The organism is Alicycliphilus denitrificans, from assembly GCF_044792555.1.
GTDB classification, from domain to species: domain Bacteria; phylum Pseudomonadota; class Gammaproteobacteria; order Burkholderiales; family Burkholderiaceae_C; genus Alicycliphilus; species Alicycliphilus denitrificans_A.
Window position 1 is genome coordinate 141,996 of record NZ_CP126239.1, and the last position, 17,047, is coordinate 159,042.

The 17,047-nt window shown below is 64.5% G+C and carries 18 protein-coding genes and 3 pseudogenes; 11 read left to right on the forward strand and 10 right to left on the reverse strand.

What is annotated here, in order from left to right; all coding sequences use genetic code 11:
* Positions 1–689 precede the first annotated feature (689 nt).
* Positions 690–843 (forward strand): annotated as a pseudogene (locus P7644_RS20570) (DUF6691 family protein); the annotation flags it as partial.
* Between the two features lie 7 nt (positions 844–850).
* Here P7644_RS20570 and P7644_RS20575 read toward each other — a convergent pair.
* Positions 851–2,215 carry a chloride channel protein gene (locus tag P7644_RS20575; RefSeq protein WP_404303280.1) on the reverse strand — a complete coding sequence of 455 codons (1,365 nt, stop codon included), beginning with the start codon at positions 2,213–2,215 and terminating at the stop codon, positions 851–853.
* Complete coding sequence (locus P7644_RS20580; protein ID WP_008902878.1) at positions 2,185–3,135, reverse strand: LysR family transcriptional regulator; 951 nt, start codon at positions 3,133–3,135, stop codon at positions 2,185–2,187. Before P7644_RS20580 ends, P7644_RS20575 begins: the two co-directional genes overlap by 31 nt.
* A 120-nt stretch (positions 3,136–3,255) precedes the next feature.
* On the opposite strand from P7644_RS20580, the pseudogene P7644_RS20585 reads away from it, so the two are divergent.
* The 10 genes and pseudogenes from P7644_RS20585 to P7644_RS20630 all read left to right on the forward strand — a co-directional run bounded on the left by P7644_RS20585 (position 3,256) and on the right by P7644_RS20630 (position 11,753).
* A pseudogene (locus tag P7644_RS20585) lies at positions 3,256–4,376 on the forward strand (YeiH family protein).
* 66 nt (positions 4,377–4,442) lie between these two features.
* On the forward strand, positions 4,443–5,495 hold the full coding sequence (locus P7644_RS20590) for a YncE family protein (RefSeq protein ID WP_008902880.1): 1,053 nt from the start codon (positions 4,443–4,445) through the stop codon (positions 5,493–5,495).
* Positions 5,492–6,274: a substrate-binding domain-containing protein gene (locus P7644_RS20595; RefSeq protein ID WP_404303282.1), complete on the forward strand. Its 783-nt coding sequence runs from the start codon at positions 5,492–5,494 to the stop codon at positions 6,272–6,274. Before P7644_RS20590 ends, P7644_RS20595 begins: the two co-directional genes overlap by 4 nt.
* 37 nt (positions 6,275–6,311) lie before the next feature.
* Positions 6,312–7,582: pseudogene (locus P7644_RS20600) on the forward strand (molybdopterin-dependent oxidoreductase).
* A 9-nt stretch (positions 7,583–7,591) separates the two neighbouring features.
* Positions 7,592–8,272: a c-type cytochrome gene (locus tag P7644_RS20605; protein ID WP_404303283.1), complete on the forward strand. Its 681-nt coding sequence runs from the start codon at positions 7,592–7,594 to the stop codon at positions 8,270–8,272.
* A 64-nt stretch (positions 8,273–8,336) separates the two neighbouring features.
* Positions 8,337–8,657, forward strand: a complete 321-nt coding sequence (locus P7644_RS20610; protein WP_404303284.1) for a high-potential iron-sulfur protein — start codon at positions 8,337–8,339, stop codon at positions 8,655–8,657.
* Positions 8,636–9,058, forward strand: coding sequence for a DUF305 domain-containing protein (locus P7644_RS20615; RefSeq protein ID WP_404303285.1), 423 nt, complete (start codon positions 8,636–8,638; stop codon positions 9,056–9,058). The genes P7644_RS20610 and P7644_RS20615 overlap by 22 nt, the downstream gene beginning before the upstream one ends.
* A 31-nt stretch (positions 9,059–9,089) precedes the next feature.
* Positions 9,090–10,484, forward strand: coding sequence for a hypothetical protein (locus P7644_RS20620; RefSeq protein WP_404303286.1), 1,395 nt, complete (start codon positions 9,090–9,092; stop codon positions 10,482–10,484).
* Complete coding sequence (locus P7644_RS20625; protein WP_404303287.1) at positions 10,481–11,071, forward strand: hypothetical protein; 591 nt, start codon at positions 10,481–10,483, stop codon at positions 11,069–11,071. The genes P7644_RS20620 and P7644_RS20625 overlap by 4 nt, the downstream gene beginning before the upstream one ends.
* On the forward strand, positions 11,016–11,753 hold the full coding sequence (locus P7644_RS20630; protein ID WP_404303288.1) for a hypothetical protein: 738 nt from the start codon (positions 11,016–11,018) through the stop codon (positions 11,751–11,753). The genes P7644_RS20625 and P7644_RS20630 overlap by 56 nt, the downstream gene beginning before the upstream one ends.
* A gap of 15 nt (positions 11,754–11,768) precedes the next feature.
* Here P7644_RS20630 and P7644_RS20635 read toward each other — a convergent pair whose 3' ends face one another.
* The 8 genes from P7644_RS20635 to P7644_RS20670 form a co-directional block, all read right to left on the reverse strand.
* On the reverse strand, positions 11,769–12,383 hold the full coding sequence (locus P7644_RS20635; protein WP_404303289.1) for a class I SAM-dependent methyltransferase: 615 nt from the start codon (positions 12,381–12,383) through the stop codon (positions 11,769–11,771).
* Positions 12,384–12,440: 57 nt separating this feature from the next.
* Positions 12,441–13,277, reverse strand: a complete 837-nt coding sequence (locus P7644_RS20640) for an anti-sigma factor family protein (RefSeq protein WP_404303290.1) — start codon at positions 13,275–13,277, stop codon at positions 12,441–12,443.
* 1 nt (position 13,278) lies between these two features.
* Positions 13,279–13,803, reverse strand: a complete 525-nt coding sequence (locus tag P7644_RS20645; RefSeq protein ID WP_404303292.1) for an RNA polymerase sigma factor — start codon at positions 13,801–13,803, stop codon at positions 13,279–13,281.
* A 36-nt stretch (positions 13,804–13,839) separates the two neighbouring features.
* Complete coding sequence (locus P7644_RS20650) at positions 13,840–14,217, reverse strand: hypothetical protein (protein ID WP_404303295.1); 378 nt, start codon at positions 14,215–14,217, stop codon at positions 13,840–13,842.
* A gap of 79 nt (positions 14,218–14,296) precedes the next feature.
* Entirely contained in the window at positions 14,297–15,022 is a 726-nt protein-coding gene (locus tag P7644_RS20655; RefSeq protein ID WP_404303296.1) for a 2,3-diphosphoglycerate-dependent phosphoglycerate mutase, read from the reverse strand.
* Positions 15,023–15,208: 186 nt separating this feature from the next.
* Positions 15,209–16,003 carry an ABC transporter permease gene (locus P7644_RS20660; protein ID WP_404303297.1) on the reverse strand — a complete coding sequence of 265 codons (795 nt, stop codon included), beginning with the start codon at positions 16,001–16,003 and terminating at the stop codon, positions 15,209–15,211.
* Positions 16,000–16,662 (reverse strand): ATP-binding cassette domain-containing protein, encoded by a 663-nt coding sequence (locus P7644_RS20665; RefSeq protein WP_404303298.1) that lies wholly within the window; start codon positions 16,660–16,662, stop codon positions 16,000–16,002. Before P7644_RS20665 ends, P7644_RS20660 begins: the two co-directional genes overlap by 4 nt.
* On the reverse strand, positions 16,649–17,008 hold the full coding sequence (locus tag P7644_RS20670) for a DUF190 domain-containing protein (RefSeq protein WP_404303300.1): 360 nt from the start codon (positions 17,006–17,008) through the stop codon (positions 16,649–16,651). Before P7644_RS20670 ends, P7644_RS20665 begins: the two co-directional genes overlap by 14 nt.
* Between the last annotated feature and the right edge of the window lie 39 nt (positions 17,009–17,047).

Here is a 17,047-nt window from a genome sequence, read left to right on the forward strand (position 1 = left end):
TGGATCGGGCCGGGACCGCGCTTTTCCGCTCCCTAATAGGACCACATGACGACATGCTGATTTTCCCTTTGGTTCTACCCGCCTGCACAAGCAGAGCACCTCTCGGTGTGTGAATTTCAAGGCCAATTTGGTTCGCAGAATAGCGCGCTTACCAAACGTTGAAATGGTACCCAGTGTTTCTGATCATGGCGCAGAGCCGCAAGTCCGGGAGGGGAGCGCTTTTCTTTTTTTGCCGTTTAGCGCTAGTAGGTCGCATCCCTTTGACTGGCCGCAACCGCTGCTGAGTCGGCTGTGCGGCAGGTCTGCTTCAGGCTGGTTGCGGTCAGTCGGTCTCGAGCATCGACTGACCGCTTGCACTGCAAGCGGAAATTGCGACGCGGCAAACGTATGCAAATCGAGAGCGCGCGGGCCCGAAGTGCTCCAGACCCCCTTGCGGGCCGCCGTTATCGCTCGCTTCGATTGATTTCAAGCGATGGCCTCAGGTCGGCGGCCGAGTTCAACCCGCGCGAGGCGAGCGTCCACCATTTTGGGAAGGAATCGCAGCGTCGATCGACGGAGAAGAGTGCGGGCGCACCCTCGGCGATCGAAACCCATCAAGCGGGGGAGAAAAGTCGCAGTGATGGCCATCCGTTCCGCCAATGTATCGCCGGCATCCTCCTTGGCATCAAGCAGCACCACGCTTCGCTCGGGGATTTGCGGGTTTCTGTCCCGGACCGGGTCGGGTGGCGCTCGGAATAGGGGAAAAGCAAGGCGCTTGTCTTCACGGCTGCGATGCTCACTGGAATGATCGTCTTCGAAGGCATTGAGCGTCGCAAGTCGCTGCGTGCAGAACCCGCGATCTAACACAGGCTCAGGGATTCGGCTTCTGCGCCATCGGCGATTCGATCGGATTTCCATAGAGCGGTCGGGCGCCGAATTGTGTGCTGATGGCGTAGGCCACGCCGCAGGCCAGCATCACTGGAACGGTGAGCTGGAATTGATTTGTCATCTCCAGCACCATCACGATCGCCATCAGCGGCGCATGGGTGACTGCGGCCAGCACCGCCGCCATGCCGACCACCGCGAGCAGACGCGGATCGCCCACCCATGCCGCCGGCAACCAGAGCGCTGCCACTTGGGCCAAGACACTTCCAGCGGTCGCCCCGACGAAAAGCGATGGCGTGAACACACCGCCGATCGCGCCGCTGCCAGAACTCAGTGTCGTCGCCACCACTTTTGCGAGCAGCACCCACGCGAGCCATTGCCAGGCGTGGTCACCGTGAAGCACCTGCGACACCACGCTGTAGCCATTGCCCCAGACCTGCGGCACCCAAGCCGACAACAGCCCCACGAGCAAGCCCCCGAGTCCGAGGCGCAGGACTGGCGTACGGATGCGCGCGAACCAGCTTCGCCCCAATTCGAGCAGCGCCAGCAACCCCCAGCCCAACCCGCCGAACAGCACGCCGGCGAGCAAGGCGATGCCGAGGCTCGTCGGTGCCATGACGACAGGCGGAACGTCGTAGAGCGGTTTGGGTTCGACCAGCCAGTAGATCAGTGAACTGGCCGTGGCCGACGCGATCAGCACTGGCGCGACCGTGTGGCGCGCGAGAAAACCGAGCGCCAGTTCCAGAACAAAGACAACGCCGGCGATGGGTGCGTGGTACGCCGACCCGATGCCTGCGGCGATGCCGCACACCAGCAGCGTGTTGCGTTGCTCCGGCGCCGTCGCGACGAGTCGTGCCAGCCGCGCACTGACCCAGGCAGCCAGTTGGATCATCGGCCCTTCGCGTCCGATGGAAGCGCCCGTGCCGACGGAAAAGAGCGAGGACACCGTGCGTGTCAACGTCGTTCGATCGTTCAGGTCGACTCTTCCGGCGCGCGCGGCATCGATGTAGTCGAGGTTCACCGCTCCGCCTGGCCCCCGCCTGGCCCAGACCGTTCCGCCTTGCAGGACCAGCCCTGCGATGAAGCCGCCGCCCGCGGTGCAGACCAGCGCGCGGTGCCAGGGCGACAACGACAACGCGGCTACGACCAGTCCGCCGCGTTGTCCGGTAGCCAGTTCTTCGACCCATTGCGTCAACCACCGGAAGCCCACGACGGCAGCCGCAGCGAGCGCGCCCGTCACGCCCGCCCACGACCAGACGCGCAGCGTCTTGGCGGCCGGCCCCATGCCCCACAACCGGGCAAGGCTGCGTTTCGCTGGCACTAATTCGTCGGGTTTTTCGTTGGCAGCCACGGGGATTCCATTTCAAGACGCTCGCAGTGCGCCACAAAGCGCTGCAGGTTGCCCGAAAGGCGCTTTTTCTGATGGTGCACCAGATAGAAGCGGCGTGTCAGGCGAGGCAACGTGGTTCGCAGAATGACCAATCTGCCGAGCGTGACCAAGTCCTGCACCGCGCACAGCGACAGGCAGGCTAGCCCGAGGCCCTCGGCCGCGGCCTGCTTGATGGCCTCGGTGCTGCCCGGCTGCATGTCGCCGTTCAGGTGGTACAGGTGCGGCAGCAGCGCATGCTCCACCGCCTCGCGCGTTCCGGAGCCGGGTTCGCGAAGCAACCAACTCGCCTGACGCAAAGCCTTCAACGAGACGCGCGCCTGCGCACCGGGCTGCACCAGTGCATGCGTCGGTGCCGCCACGATGACCAGTTCGTCCTGCAGCCACGGCGAGACACGTAGCTCCGTTTCGTGGCACGGTCCCTCGATCAGACCGATGTCGACCTCCAGCCGCGCCACGGCGGCGGCGACGTCGCGCGTGTTGCCGATGACCACGTCCACCGTGGCACCGGGCCATGCCTTTCGGTAGGCCGCGACCAACGCCGGCAGCACGTAGTTGCCGATCGTCGTGCTGGCACCAACGCGAAGGCGCGTGACCAAGGGCTCGGTTGCAGGTCCCGTGCTGCCGAGCCCGAACCAGCTTTCGATCTCCTGCGCGCCGTCGAGCAAGGCCCTTGCCTGCGGAAGCAATGCACGACCGTTGTCGTTCAGAAGCAAGCGCTTGCCGATGCGGTCGAACAGTCGGGCGCCGAGCAGGCTTTCCAGCTCGTTCAGCGCACCGCTGGTCGCCGACTGCGACAGTGAGACCCGCTCTCCGGCGGCGGTGGTGCTGCCGGTGTCGGCCACGGCCGTGAAGATCAGGAGTTGACGCAATGTCAGACGCATCCAAACGCTTTCGTTACCTGTTCGACGACTAGGTTATAGCGGAAGTATCCGTTTGCCGGATAGATCGCATCGGTTCAAAGTTCGTCCATGCCTTCCGAAAACGACGCGATGGAGAAAACGATGCACACCGCCACCCTTACCGCTCAACCGATGCGCACCCCTGCTGGCATGCAGCGTGTGCGCCAGTTGGCTCCCGGCCTCGCACTGACGGGTGTCCTGGCATTCGCGTCGATCCAGCTGGGCAAGATCGGCTGGCTGCAATCCAACGGCATCAGCGCCCTGACCCTGGCCATCGTGCTGGGCATGGTGGTCGGCAATACCGTCTACCCCCGCATCGGCGCCACGGCCGGCGCCGGCGTGACCTTCTCCAAGGCCAGCCTGCTGCGCCTGGGCATCATCCTGTACGGCCTGCGCCTGACCTTCCAGGACATCGGCGACGTCGGCTGGACTGGCGTCGCGATCGACGCGACGGTGCTGTGCAGCACTTTCGGCCTAGCCTGCTTCCTCGGCACGCGGGTGTTCGGCCTCGACCGCAAGACGGCCATGCTGATCGGCGCCGGCAGTTCGATCTGCGGCGCGGCGGCGGTGATGGCGGCCGAACCCGTCGTGCGCGGCCGCGCCGAGCAGGTGATGGTCGCGGTGGCCACGGTGGTGGTGTTCGGGACGCTGGCGATCTTCCTGTATCCGGTGCTGTATCACCTGATCGCGCAATACCGGCTGTTCGACCTGTCGCCGACCGCCTACGGCGTGTTCGCTGGCTCGACGATCCATGAAGTGGCACAGGTGGTCGCTGCCGGTCGTGCCGTCGGCGAGCAGGCCGCGAACACCGCCGTCATCGCCAAGATGGTTCGCGTGATGATGCTGGCGCCGTTTCTCATCATCCTGTCGGCTTATCTCTCCCGCTCCGCTGCCAGGGACGCGGATGCGGTCGATCGCGAAGCGAAGTGGAAGACAAGGCCTCGCCACGCGGCGGCATCGTGATTCCCTGGTTTGCCCTCGGGTTCGTGGCGATCGCCGGGCTCAACTCGCTCGCTGTGCTGCCCCACGCGGTGGTGAGGCAGGTGATCGACATCGACACGGTGCTGCTGGCGATGGCCATGGCCGGGCTCGGCTTGACGACGCACGTCTCGGCCCTCCGCAAGGCCGGCATCAAGCCGCTGGCGCTGGCGGCCGTGCTCTTCGTCTGGCTGGTGTGCGGCGGCTTCGCCATCAACGCGGGCATCACGTCGCTTCTGAATTGACAGGGCGGACCTGGAATAAATCGGCTCCGCCATTCGTCCACCCCTCCAGACCACCGAAAGATCCTCATGAAACTCCGTGCCCTCGCACTCTCGCTGTGCCTCGCCCTCTCGACACTCGCCTCGATTCCTTCGGCAGCTTCGGCACAACCTGCACCTGTCGCTGCATCCGCAAGCGCGACGCAGCGCTGGACCTTCGACGGCGCCATCCGCAACAACTCGCTGGCGCTCAGCCCGGACGAGGGCACGGCCGTGGTGTCGTACAGCGAACGCCCGGACGTCGTCGTCTACGACCTGAAGGCGGGCAAGGTGCGCGCGGTGCTGAACGGCTTCGTGACGCCGCGCAACATCGTGTTCGCGCCGTCGGGCGAATTCTTCTATGTCTCGGACAGCAGCCTGGGCACCGTGGCCAAGATCGCCACTTCCAGCCTGACGACGGTCGGCACCTTGCCCGCAGGCCCCGGCGCCTTCGGCACCGTGCTGAGCAAGGACGGCGCCACGATGTACGTGAACAACCAGGCAGCCAGCACCGTCACGCGCTTCGATCTCGCGAGCGGCGAGCCGCGTGCCGTCATCACGGGCTTCGCGCAGCCGCGCCAGGGCGTGCGCCTGAGTCCCGACGGATCGGCCTTGTACGTCACCAACTTCATGGGCGACAAGATCACCATCGTGAACACGGCGACCAACAAGATCGACGGGGAGATCACCGGCTTCAACAAGCTGCGCGCGATCTCGGTCACCGCCGATGGCAAGACCCTCTTCGCGGCGAACAGCGGCAGCAACACCATCGCGGTCGTCGACCTGGACAAGCGCGCCATCGATTCGACGATCGCCGTCGGCAAGGACCCGTACGGCGCGGCGCTGTCGCCCGATGGCCAGCGCATCTACGCCGGCAACCTGGGCGACAACTCGCTCTCCGTCATCGACGTCGCGAGCAGGAGCGTGGTCGCCACCATCACGGGTTTCAAGGAGCCGCGGCAGGCGATCGTCTTCACGCGCGACGGCAGGACGGCCTATGTGCTGAATGAAGACCTGGGCCTGGCCAAGGTGGACCTGGCGAGCAACCGGGTGGAGGCGACGCTGGCTGCGCCGGCGGCGAAGATGCAGAAGGCCGCACCATGAAGTGGGTGTCGCGAAGAATTGCGGTCCATTTGCTGGCCTGCGCGTCCGCGATGCTGCTGGCAGTCGGTCCAGCCTGGGCCGGTTCAACGCTCAACGTCTATGGCCCGGGCGGTCCCGCTCCCGCCATGAAGGAGGCAGCCAAGACCTTCGGCGCGCTTCAAAACGTGGAAGTTAACGTTACAGCAGGCCCGACTCCCCAATGGGTAGAAAAGGCCAAACAGGATGCAGACGTCATTTACAGCGGCGCTGAAAACATGATGAGCGACTTTGCGAAGGCACTGCCCGGTGCGTTCGATCTGAAGGAAGCTGAACCACTGTACCTGCGACCGTCCGCCATCCTCGTTCGCCCTGGAAATCCCAAGCGCATCCGGGGATTTCGCGACCTTCTGGCCCCGGGCATCAAGGTGATGGCCGTTGCGGGCGCCGGGCAGACCGGGTTGTGGGAGGACGTGGCCGGCCGTACGGGCGACATCGCCATCGTTCGCGCATTCCGCAAGAACCTGTTGTTGCCCGAAGCCGCCAACAGTGCGGAGGCGCGTCAACGCTGGACCCAGGAGCCTGACATCGACGCCTGGTTGATCTGGAACATCTGGCAGGTGTCCAACCCCGATCTGGCGCAACTGGTGGAGATGGATGAACCCTTCCGCATTTACCGAGACGTTGGCGTCGTCATCACCCATCGCGGCGGGGCAGCGCCTCAGGCGAAAGCGTTCGTGGACTACCTGAAATCGCCTGCTGGACAAGCAATCTTCGCAAAGTGGGGTTGGAAGACACCCTGAATCGCCGCTGTATTTATCTAACAAATGGAGACAACCCATGAGATCAGGTCGCGAAACCGTACCCACCGCGCAGCAAGACGCCCAGCGCGCTTCATCCCGTCGGCGCTTCGTCCAGAGCGCCGGTCTTCTCGCGCTGGGTGCGTCGCCGCTTGCCGCGCTGGCGGCCGGTCGCGAACCGGTGACGGCGTAACCTTTGCAGACGGACCGCGGCCGCTGGTGACCTACCCGCAGAAGCGCCCGCTGATCCGCGTGACGACGCGGCCACCGCACCTCGAGACCCCGTTCTCGGTCTTCAACGAAGGGCCGATCACTGCCAACGACGCCTTCTTCGTGCGTTACCACCTGGCCAACATCCCGCTGGCGGTCGACCCTGCCACCTACCGGCTCACCGTCAAGGGAAAGGTCAACACGCCGTTGAATCTGTCGCTGGCCGAACTGAAGGCATTGGCCGAGCCGGTGGAGGTGGTGGCGGTCAACCAGTGCTCCGGCAACAGCCGCGGGTACTCGTCGCCTCGCGTCTTCGGCGCCCAGCTCGCCAATGGCGCGATGGGCAACGCCCGCTGGGTCGGCGTGCCGCTGCGCAAGGTGCTCGAGAAGGCGGGGGTGGCCGCAGGTGCGCGGCAGGTGACCTTCAACGGCCTCGATACGCCGGTGCTGCCCGCCACCTCGGACTTCCGCAAGGCGCTGGACATCGAACACGCGCTGCAGGATGAACCGATGCTCGCGTGGGACATGAATGGCAAGGACCTTCCGTTCCTCAACGGCTACCCGGTCAAGCTCATCGTGCCGGGCTACTTCGGTACCTACTGGGTCAAGCATCTCTCGGAAATCGAGGTCATCGACCATGTGTTCGACGGCCATGACGCGCTGTTCATGACGACCGCCTACCGCGTGCCCGACAACGACTGCCAGTGCGTGGCACCGGGTTCCGCAGCGGCGAAGACGCGGCCGATCTCGACGCTGCCCGTGCGCAGCTTCATCACCAGCGTCCAGGCCGGTGGCATCCTGCCCTCCGCCCGATCGATCGAACTCAAGGGCATCGCCTTCGATGCCGGTGCCGGCATCAAGACGGTGGAGGTCTCCATCGACGGCGGCCAGAGCTGGAAGGCGGCGACGCTCGGCCAGGATCTGGGGCGCTTCTCCTTTCGTGAATGGCGGGCGCCGGTGAGCTTCGCGAAGAAGGGCCGAGCCGTGCTCATGGTCCGCGCGACCAACCAGAAGGGCGAAGGCCAGCCTGCCACGGTGGACTGGAATCCGGCGGGTTACCGCCGCCATGTGGTCGAGTCCACGCCGGTCACCATCGCCTGAGGACGCGCCATGACAACCACCACTTTCCTGGCCCGCGCCGTTCTTGGCTGCTGCGTGTTGATCGCGTTCAACGCGTTGGCCGCGCCGCCCGACATCAAGCTGCAGCCCGATACGTCGAAGCTGCGCCCATCGAAGCTGCCGGGCTACGCCATCGCGATGCAGAAATGCGCGATCTGCCATTCGGCGGACTACGTCAACTACCAGCCACCCGGCATGACGCAGACGCAGTGGACCGCCGAGATGGCCAAGATGCAGCACACCTACGGTGCGCCGATCAGTGACGATGAGGTCAAGCAGGTGGGTGCCTACCTGGCGGTCGCCTACGGGTCCGCAAAGGCCACAGACGCCAGTGTGATCGCCGCATCCACACCCGCGCCAGTGCCGCCCGCTCCGCCAACGTCACCGGGTGCTGCGGCCACGCCACCGGCCGGTGGCGCGAGCGTCAATGTGCAGGCGCTTCTGGCGAGCAACGCCTGCCTGAGTTGCCATGGCCTGAACCAGAAGATCGTCGGCCCGGGCTATCACGACGTCGCCGAGAAGTACAAGGCCGACCCGCAGGCGCAGTCGAAGCTGGAGGCCAGCATCCGTGGCGGCAGCGTCGGCAAATGGGGCAGCGTGCCGATGCCGCCTTTCGCCGCATTGAAACCCGAAGAGGTGAAGGCGCTGGCTGCGTTCGTCTTGAAGCAATAAACACGTCCCCAACCACCGGAGCAAAGATTCCGGCACCTTCGAAAACCCTCACGAGATCCAAAAAATGACCCCCACGAATCGCCGCTTTTTCATCATGCAAGTTGCCGGCGCGGCAACTGCGCTGTCCGTCGCCGCCGCACACGCACAGTCCGGCGGCCCGAAGCTGGCGGAGACCGATCCTCAGGCCATGGCGCTCGGCTACAAGGAAGACACCACCAAGGTCGACGCCAGGAAATTCCCGAATCACGCGGCCAGCCAGAACTGCGCGAACTGTCAGCTGTTTCAAGGCAGGCCCAAGGAAGCGATGGGTGGCTGTCCGTTGTTCGCCGGCAAGCAGGTCGCCGCCGCGGGCTGGTGCAGTGCATGGAACAAGAAAGCGGCATGAGCCGCGGCTTCGTTCGCGCCGCTGTCATTGGGTTGATGGTCGCAGCCAGCTCGTTGGCACAGGCGGCCGATCAGCATGCGCACGGCATGGAGGCCGAAGATGCCGCACCGGCCAGCTTCGTGGCCAGCACAGCCAAACCCTTCGATGCGCTGATGAAAGACGCGATGACCGTGATGGACCGCGACATGCGCGCCGCGCCCATGAACGGCCAGCCCGCGCACGACTTCATGACCATGATGATTCCCCATCACCAAGGCGCCATCGACATGGCCAAGTCGATCCTGCTCAACACGCAAGACCCGGAAGTGCGCAACCTCGCACAGGGAATCATCACCGAGCAGGCCAACGAGATCCGGCTGATGAAGGCCTGGCTCGCACGCCACGCCTCACCCGCCAAGTAGTCGCTCGAGACACGTCGAAGAAGGACCTTCCATGAATTCACTCAAACCCCTGGTCCTTGCCACTGCGCTGGCCGTTTCATCTTTCGCTGCATCGGCCGCTTCCAATCCCGGCGACCGTGTCTACACCGCTGACCAGAACACCAACACGGTGTCGGTGATCGACCCGAACACCAACACCTTGCTCGGCCAGATCAAGCTGGGCAACCAGCGCCCCGACGTGCTGTCGCCGATCTACAAGGGCGAGATCAACGTTCATGGCCTCGGCTTCTCGCCCGACCACCGCACGCTGGTCGCCATTGCCAACGGCTCGAACTCGGTGACCTTCATCGACACGGCCACCAACAAGGTGAAGGGCGTGACCTATGTCGGGCGCTCTCCGCATGAAGCCTTCTTCACGCGCGACGGCAAAGAGGTCTGGGCCGTGGTGCGCGGAGAGAACTACGTCTCGGTGATCGATGCGAAGACCTTCAAGGAAAAACGCCGGATCGAGACTGCGCCCGGCCCCGGCATGGTGCTGTTCACGCCGGACGGTGGGCGTGCTTTCGTGGTGTCGAGCTTCACGCCCGAGGTTGCGGTGATCGACACGCGCGCGTACAAGATCGTGAAACGGATTCCGGTCGTGAGTCCGTTCTCGCCGTTCCTGCAGTTCACGCCGGAGGGCAAGGAAGTCTGGATGGGCCACAAGGACGTCGGCAAGGTCACACGCATCGACGTAAAGTCGATGAGGGTGACCGGCGTGATCGACACCGGCTTTATCACCAACCATCTCGGCTTCGCCAAAACATCGCGCGGCACGCTGGCGTATGTCGCGGTAGGTGGCGAGAACGTCGTGAAGGTCTATTCGACCGATGGCGAGGCGAAGCTGCTCAACACCATCGCGACCGGCGCGTTGCCGCACGGCGTCTGGCCGTCGGACGACAGCGAGCGCATGTACGTCGGCCTGGAAAACGGCGATGCGGTCCAGGTGATCGACACCGCCAGCGACAAAGTCACGGCGACGGTGCCGATCGGACAGGCTCCGCAGGCGCTGGTCTACGTTTCGAACGCCGTGCCTTCAGGGTCCGGCACAGACAACCTGAAGCCGCTGGCGAACGCGGTGCCGGTCAACATCCCGCTCATGCCCGATTCCGGCGACGCCAAGGGCTTCGTGGTGGCGCGAAATTTCGGCGTGGTCGATGCGCTGGAACTGTTCCTCTACAAGCTCAAGCCGGAGACGGTCTACAGCATCTATGTGGGCGATCAGAAAGTGCCCGTCGCCAGCTTCAAAACCAATCCGATGGGAATGGCCGACGGCACGGCGATCGGCGAAATCCGCGAGGTCACTCGTCTGCAGTCGGAAGCCAATCCTAAGACCGCATCGATCGTGGTCATCGAAGGCGATGGGCCGATGGATGCAGCCAAGGTGGTACTGCGCAGCCCGAAGTGATCGAAGGCCCGCGCATCTTTCGGTACGTCGTGCGGCAAGACCGCGGCGGGTCGCCGAATCCTTTTCACGGCTGGTGCTCGCTCGCGGTGTGCAAGCCGCAGATTCGTCGCTCGGCACGCGTCGGCGACTGGATCCTCGGCCTGCGCAGCCGTCACAACGACCAGCTCATCTACGCGATGCGCGTCGATGAAGTCATGGCGCTGGGCGACTACTGGGCGGACCCGCGTTTTGTCGCCAAGCAACCTGGCGGCGACGGCCCCCCGGACAATTTCTACCGTGCGATGGCGAACGGTTCGATGAAGCAGGTGGCCAACACGTTGCACGACGACAGCGAGGCCGCGCGAGACATCGCGGGCCTCAACGCACTGGTGTCATGGCATTTCTGGTACTTCGGCGACCAGAGCCCGCCGCTGCCGACCGATCTGGTGCACCTGACGCATTCGGGCCAGGGACACTCGCTGCACCGGCAGCGGCGGGCTGATGATGTCGCCGTGCTGCAGCACTGGCTGGACCACTGGCCGATGGGCCGCAATGGAGCGCCTGTCGATGCCTGGCGGCCGCGCGTGGTCGCCACGAGGCGGGCCTGAAGCCGCGGTGGTCAAGCGCTGCTCTTTTTCAATTTTTCTGATGAGACTCTCGATGACCTTCCAGCCATTTGTTGCAGCGGCATTCGCCATCGCCATCGCAGCCGGTGCCCCGCCCGTTTTTGCACATGGCGACGACAGGCCGGCCGCAGTCCCCGGTGGTGCCGAACTGCTCATACAGGGCGGGCAACTCGGCAAGTCCGTGTTTCCTGACGGCAATACCGCCCGTGGCGGCCAAGGCCAGCCGGTGGATGGCATCGAAGGTTCAAGCCAGGAGATGCTCAAGACCCATTTCCATGCCCACCTGGCCATTTACCACAAGGGCGAACAGATCGCAGTGCCACGCGGCATCGGCATCATTGCGCCGCTGCGCATCGATCGCGGTTTTGTCAGCGGCGGTAAGGGCTACTACTGGCTGCACACGCATGATGCCAGCGGCATCCTGCATGTCGAATCGCCAAACGACCGGGTGTACACGCTGGGCAACTTCTTCGACGTGTGGGGACAGCCGTTGGCGGCCGACAACGTGGCGGGGTTCAAGGGCGCGCTGCGGGTGTATGTCAACGGCAAGGTGCAATTCACGCCGGTGCGCGACCTTCCGCTGAAGCCGCACGACCAGATCGCGCTGGTGATCGGGCAACCCTCGGCGTCTCCTGTGATCTACACGTTTCCCGATGGACTGTGAAGTACGGGCCAAGCTTCAGTGCATCACGCAGTGGCAATAGACAAACTGCTGCTCCACGCCTGCGGGTGTCCGATGGGCTTCCGACGCATGTTCGACGAGTTTGAAGGCGTCGCCGAACTCGGCGTGCAGCGCATCGGGCGCATACCGCATCACCGGGAGCCCGCTGCACTGTATCGGCCCGTCCGGCCCGAACACCGCGACGATGACGTGACCGCCCGGGCGCACGGCCTGGCGCATTTGCGCGATGTAGGCATGGCGTTGCTCGGGCGTGGTCATGAAATGAAAGACGGCCCTGTCGTGCCAGATGTCGTAGGCTTGTGCGGGCAAGGCAAGCTGAGTGATGTCTCCCACAAGCCAGCGCACGAGGCCAGCGTTTGAGGCAAGCCGTTGACGGGCCACTTCGAGAGCCCGTTTTGAGATGTCGAGCACGGTGACGTCGAAGCCATCCAGTTTCAGCAGGTCGTCCGCCAGTGTCGAAGAACCGCCTCCGACGTCGATGATCCGAGTCTGCTCGCCAGCGACAATTCGCTGAATAAGGCCGAGAGACTGGTCCGCGCGCGGTTGAAACCAGCTCAACGCACTGGACGACTTTGTGCTGTAGACACGCTCCCAATGCGACTTGTACTGCATGGTTCCAATTCCTGAAGATTTGCGGATCGAAAAGATCTCGCGCGTCGAAAGACCAAATTACTTGCGCGCTTCAAGCTGGCTGTAAACCGCCTCGGCAACGCGCAGCATCTCCTGCTTGCTGTTGCCCGACGAGATGGCGTAGCCGAAGTCCTTGTCGACCCAATAGAAGACATTCACCGGACCGTCCTGACCGAACTTGAAAGCCGTCTCGCGTCCGGCGTCCTCGCGGGTGACATACAGCGTCAGGCGCTCTCCCTTCGCGCCGCCGAACATGAACTGTGCCACCGGCCCCTTGTCGCCCGGCAGCAGCCGCCCGCCGATGAGCTCGTAGCCCAGGGCGCGCAAGTCGGGCGGTTTCACTTCGGCGCCCATGCGTTTGGTCAGCCAGGTGACGAGCGCCTGCTCCTGGTCGGCGCCGACTTCCACCGGGCGACGCACGTCCGGGCTGTAGACCACGTGAGCCACGGCGGCGCGGTGGGCGAAACCATTGAGCGTGCCGGCCTTCGCAGCGGCCAGCGTGGCGCTGCGCTGCAACTGCCCGTCATAGGCGCCGCGGCCCCACCAGGCCGACCCGGTGCTGACGACCGCGATCGCCACGCCGGCCGCCAGCGATCGCCATGGCCAGTCCTGCCAGCCGGCCCCCGGCGCCGGCTTCAAAGGCAGGCGCAACGGCAAGGGCTCGGACAGGACCGGGTCGAGCATCTGCTTGAGCGCCAGGTTCTGGGCGCGCCAGTCGTCCACGCGCTGGCGTTCGGCCGGGTGGGCATCCAGGAAGGCATCGATCTCTACATGCCGCGCAGGGTCCAGAAGCTGATCCGCATAAGCATGCAGATCGGCTTCGGTCACCGGCTTGATGCCGTCGGAGGAAATGGGTTTGAGTGGGGGAGCGTCCATGTCACTTGATCCTACGCAGGGGCGCGGCAACTTGGGCTGATGGCGCACGGCCTTGCAGTTCCTGTCGCAGCCTGTCGCGGCCGCGCGCCAGCCGCGACATCACCGTGCCGATGGGCACGCCCAGCGCTGTGGCGGCTTCCGCATAGCTCATTTCCTCGACCGCGATGAGCAGCATCACCTCGCGTTGCTCCACAGGCAACCGCTGCAGGACACGGTCCAAATCGCGGACCTCGATGCCGTCGGACTGGCTGGCGCGCTGCGGGATGTCGGGCAGGTCGTCGCCCGCGCTGTCCTCGGGTCGGCTACTCCTGGCGCGTACGCCGTCGATGAAGTGGTTGTGCATGATGCCGAACATCCAGGCGCGGATGTCGCCGCGTTTCTGCCAGAGCGATAAGCGGCTCCAAGCCCGCTCCAGCGTGTCCTGCACCAGGTCGTCGGCCCGCGCGGTGTCTGCCACCAGCCCGCGCGCGTAACGGCGCAGGCTGGGAATGCAGGCGACGATCGCGGCTTCGTCCTGTGCGCGCATGGGCTGAGGCGTTGTGCTCTCTGCGGTTCTGGTCGATCAGGGCTTGATGACGTGCCAGACGTTCTTAAAGTTGTCGCCAGTCATGTCGCCGACCTTCATGTCGGACTTGTACAGGTACACCGGCTTGCCCTTGTAGGCCCATTGCTTGGTGCCGTCGTCGCGGGTGACGATGCTCATGTCGCCTTCGGGCTTGGCATCGGCCTCTGCCATGACCGGCGGCCACAGGCCGGCGCACGGGCCGTTGCAGGCGCTCTTGCCGCTGCCCGCGACGTCGTTGTCGAAGGTGTAGAGCGTCATGCCGCTGGTGTTGACCAGCATGCCGCCGGCCGTCTTGACCGGAGCGGCGGCCATGGCGGCGCCAGAGGCGAGTGCGGCGAGCGCAAGAATCACGGTGGGCAGAAGGGAAGATTTCATGGGAAGTCCTGTGGAAGATGGAATTGATCAGAGCTGACATCCATACAGACGCTTAGCCGCCTGCGTTTATTCCGCTGTCTCAAAGAATTTTTGAGATAGGCGCCAGCACAGATGGCTGCCAGATGCATTGCAGATGCAGTGTGCGACCAGCGCCTGACTCATAGGCACGCATTTCGCCGTTGGCGATCTCCAGACACGAGACCGCGTGTTCACTGAGTTCTTCAAGCTGCATCACCAGCGCCCGCAGGCTGTTGCCATGACCAACGACAGCTACCGTTTGGGCCGACGCCAATGATGGTTCGATCAGCTCCTGCCAGAGCGCGGTCACCCGCAGAACGGTTTGCGCGAGTGATTCCGCCAAGGGCAGGGGTTCCAGCCCTGTGCAGGGTGGTTCCATCGATGGATCCATCGCCACCCGACCGACATTGTTCTGAGTCCACGGCGGCGGTACCGCGCGGTAGGACCTGCGCCAGGCTTGCACCTGATCGGCACCGTACCGGGCGATGGCTTCGGCCTTGGATGACCCCGTCAATGCACCATAGTGCCGCTCGTTCAAGCGCCAGTCGGCTGTGCGTGGCGCCGATGGACTTCCTGCTGCGAGCAGCAAGCAGTCGACAGACCGTATGCAACGGACCAGCATGGAAGAGAAGACGCGGTCGACGACCAGACCTGACCGCCGAATCGCACGGCCGGCCTCCTGCATCTGACGCACACCCCGCGGCGTGAGACCCACGTCGGCCCAGCCGGTGAAACGCTGTGCCAGGTTCCATTCGGACTCACCGTGCCGGATGAGCAGCAGTTGCACCTGCGATCGTGGCGCCGACACGTTCAATCGCCCTGCCTGTCGGCATGCGGATCCAGCGGCGTGGGTGTCCTCAGCCGGGCCAGTGAACATCGCAGATGCGGCGGCGATGCCCAGACGAGCGCGCAAGCAAGGTGCCTGTTCATGATCTTCTTTAGATTCGGGATTTTTCGAAACATGATCTGAGTGCTACTTCAGACGATCTGCCCGCAGGCGCTGTCGGTCGTCGGTGACGGCCCTCGCCGCCAGATAGACCGCGCCCGCCGACGCGAGACCGCCGGCGCCTGTGAGCAGGAAAAGCAGCAGGATCTGGTATTTCACGGCTTCGAGTGGATCCATGCCGGCCAGCAACTGCCCCGTCATGATGCCGGGCAGCGTGATGACACCCGCGGCCGACATCTGGTTGATGATTGGAATCATCCCGCGGCGGATCGCATGGCGGATCGGTGCGGCCAGCGCTTGGTGGATGCTGACGCCGAGCGCCAGCTGCGCCTCGATCGCCGGGCGCCCAGTGCTGATGCCTTCGAAGAAGCTGTCGAGACCCAGGCTGGCCGAATTGAGCACACTGCCGAGCACGATGCCCATCAGCGGGATGGCGTAGCGCGGGTCGTACCAGGGCTGCGGGCGGATCGCCGTCATCAATGCGAGCAACACGGTGGCGATGCTCGAGAAGCCGACGACCACCGCCGCGATGCGGTAACTCCCGGCACCCTTGAGACGCTGAATTGGACGCACGGCGACTTCGCGCGCGGCCGCCAGCAGCATGAGCGCGACGATCCCGAGAGTGGCCGCCGGCGACGCCGCCTGGAACACGAAGCGCAGCACCAGGCCGACCAGCAGGAGCTGGACGACCATGCGGGTAGCGGCCCAGAGCACCTGCCGATGCAACTGCAGGTGCAGGAGCAAGGACGCAAGGGCGTTGATAAGCACCACCAGCAACGTGGCGAGCGCCACGTCCGTGGCGTGGAGATGGATGGTGCTCATAACGGATGCAGCCTGCCGTCACGCATCTCGAAGTGGCGCTGGCTCATCCGCGCTGCCTGCTCGCGCGAATGGGTAACCATCACGATGCCGAGGCCAAACCGGAGCTGTTGCAGAAGCAGGGATTCCATCGCCAGCGTCGACGCGCCGTCGAGCGAGGCCGTCGGCTCGTCGAGCAGCAACACCTTGGGCTCCCGCACCATCGAGCGGACGAGCGCCAAGCGTTGGCGCTCGCCTGTCGAAAGGCGCGCGATGTCGACGTCCAGCACATCGGAACCAAGTCCCAGCGCGGCCATCAGTTCGGCGACGCGTTTTGTAGCGGCCGGCGGAAAGTGCGCTGCCGGTGTCGGCGCCCACCACGCGGGCTCAGCTGCCTGGTAGATCACTTGACCTCGCCAGGCCGGCGCTGCGAATGCCTCCCGTCGCTTGCCGGCCAAGCTCACGTCGCCGGTGCCGGGGTCCATGTCGGCTATCAGGCGCAGCAGGACGCTCTTGCCCGATCCCGATCTGCCGAGCACGCAGACACATTCGCCGGCGTTCAAGGCCAAATCGAACGGACCGCCGAACGGCGACGCAAGACCGGAGAGCGCCAGCAAGCAGTTGTCGACAGTCATTCGTAAACGGTCCTCGGCGAAGTCAACGCTGCGGTCAATCGTCGGCATCAGCGGCATCGCCGGCCAACGCGGGCGGCGTTGCTTTGCCGATCCGCCCGTAGACCATTGGCACCTGGATGTAGAACACCGTGACCGGCTCAAGCGCAATCGCTGCAAGCAGTCGTTCGGCGACCTCTTCCGTGGCCGATACGGTCACCGCCACAGGCTGCTGGGCCAGTTCGAAAAAGTGGGTGGAATGCATTTTTCCGGCGGCTCCGAAACCCGTTGCCGCGCCCATCAAGCTTCCGCCCAGCGCACCGTTGTCCTGGGCAAATTGCAAAAGCCAGTCTCCCATGGGGGTGTGGCCGTGTCGATGTTCCTGCTCGGCAAAGAACGTGATCTGAAAACCCTTCATGATGAACTCCTGGTGAGCGTGAACGAAATAGAGAAACCG

Coding starts and splice junctions, on each gene's coding strand:
- P7644_RS20580 (WP_008902878.1), bottom strand. CDS start 3,135: ATGCGTCTGACATTGCGTCAACTCCTGATCTTCACGGCCGTGGCCGAC.
- P7644_RS20635 (WP_404303289.1), bottom strand. CDS start 12,383: ATGCAGTACAAGTCGCATTGGGAGCGTGTCTACAGCACAAAGTCGTCC.
- P7644_RS20595 (WP_404303282.1), top strand. CDS start 5,492: ATGAAGTGGGTGTCGCGAAGAATTGCGGTCCATTTGCTGGCCTGCGCG.
- P7644_RS20615 (WP_404303285.1), top strand. CDS start 8,636: ATGGAACAAGAAAGCGGCATGAGCCGCGGCTTCGTTCGCGCCGCTGTC.
- P7644_RS20650 (WP_404303295.1), bottom strand. CDS start 14,217: ATGAAATCTTCCCTTCTGCCCACCGTGATTCTTGCGCTCGCCGCACTC.
- P7644_RS20630 (WP_404303288.1), top strand. CDS start 11,016: ATGGAGCGCCTGTCGATGCCTGGCGGCCGCGCGTGGTCGCCACGAGGC.
- P7644_RS20590 (WP_008902880.1), top strand. CDS start 4,443: ATGAAACTCCGTGCCCTCGCACTCTCGCTGTGCCTCGCCCTCTCGACA.
- P7644_RS20605 (WP_404303283.1), top strand. CDS start 7,592: ATGACAACCACCACTTTCCTGGCCCGCGCCGTTCTTGGCTGCTGCGTG.
- P7644_RS20645 (WP_404303292.1), bottom strand. CDS start 13,803: ATGCGCGCACAGGACGAAGCCGCGATCGTCGCCTGCATTCCCAGCCTG.
- P7644_RS20640 (WP_404303290.1), bottom strand. CDS start 13,277: ATGGACGCTCCCCCACTCAAACCCATTTCCTCCGACGGCATCAAGCCG.
- P7644_RS20660 (WP_404303297.1), bottom strand. CDS start 16,003: ATGAGCACCATCCATCTCCACGCCACGGACGTGGCGCTCGCCACGTTG.
- P7644_RS20665 (WP_404303298.1), bottom strand. CDS start 16,662: ATGCCGACGATTGACCGCAGCGTTGACTTCGCCGAGGACCGTTTACGA.
- P7644_RS20670 (WP_404303300.1), bottom strand. CDS start 17,008: ATGAAGGGTTTTCAGATCACGTTCTTTGCCGAGCAGGAACATCGACAC.
- P7644_RS20610 (WP_404303284.1), top strand. CDS start 8,337: ATGACCCCCACGAATCGCCGCTTTTTCATCATGCAAGTTGCCGGCGCG.
- P7644_RS20620 (WP_404303286.1), top strand. CDS start 9,090: ATGAATTCACTCAAACCCCTGGTCCTTGCCACTGCGCTGGCCGTTTCA.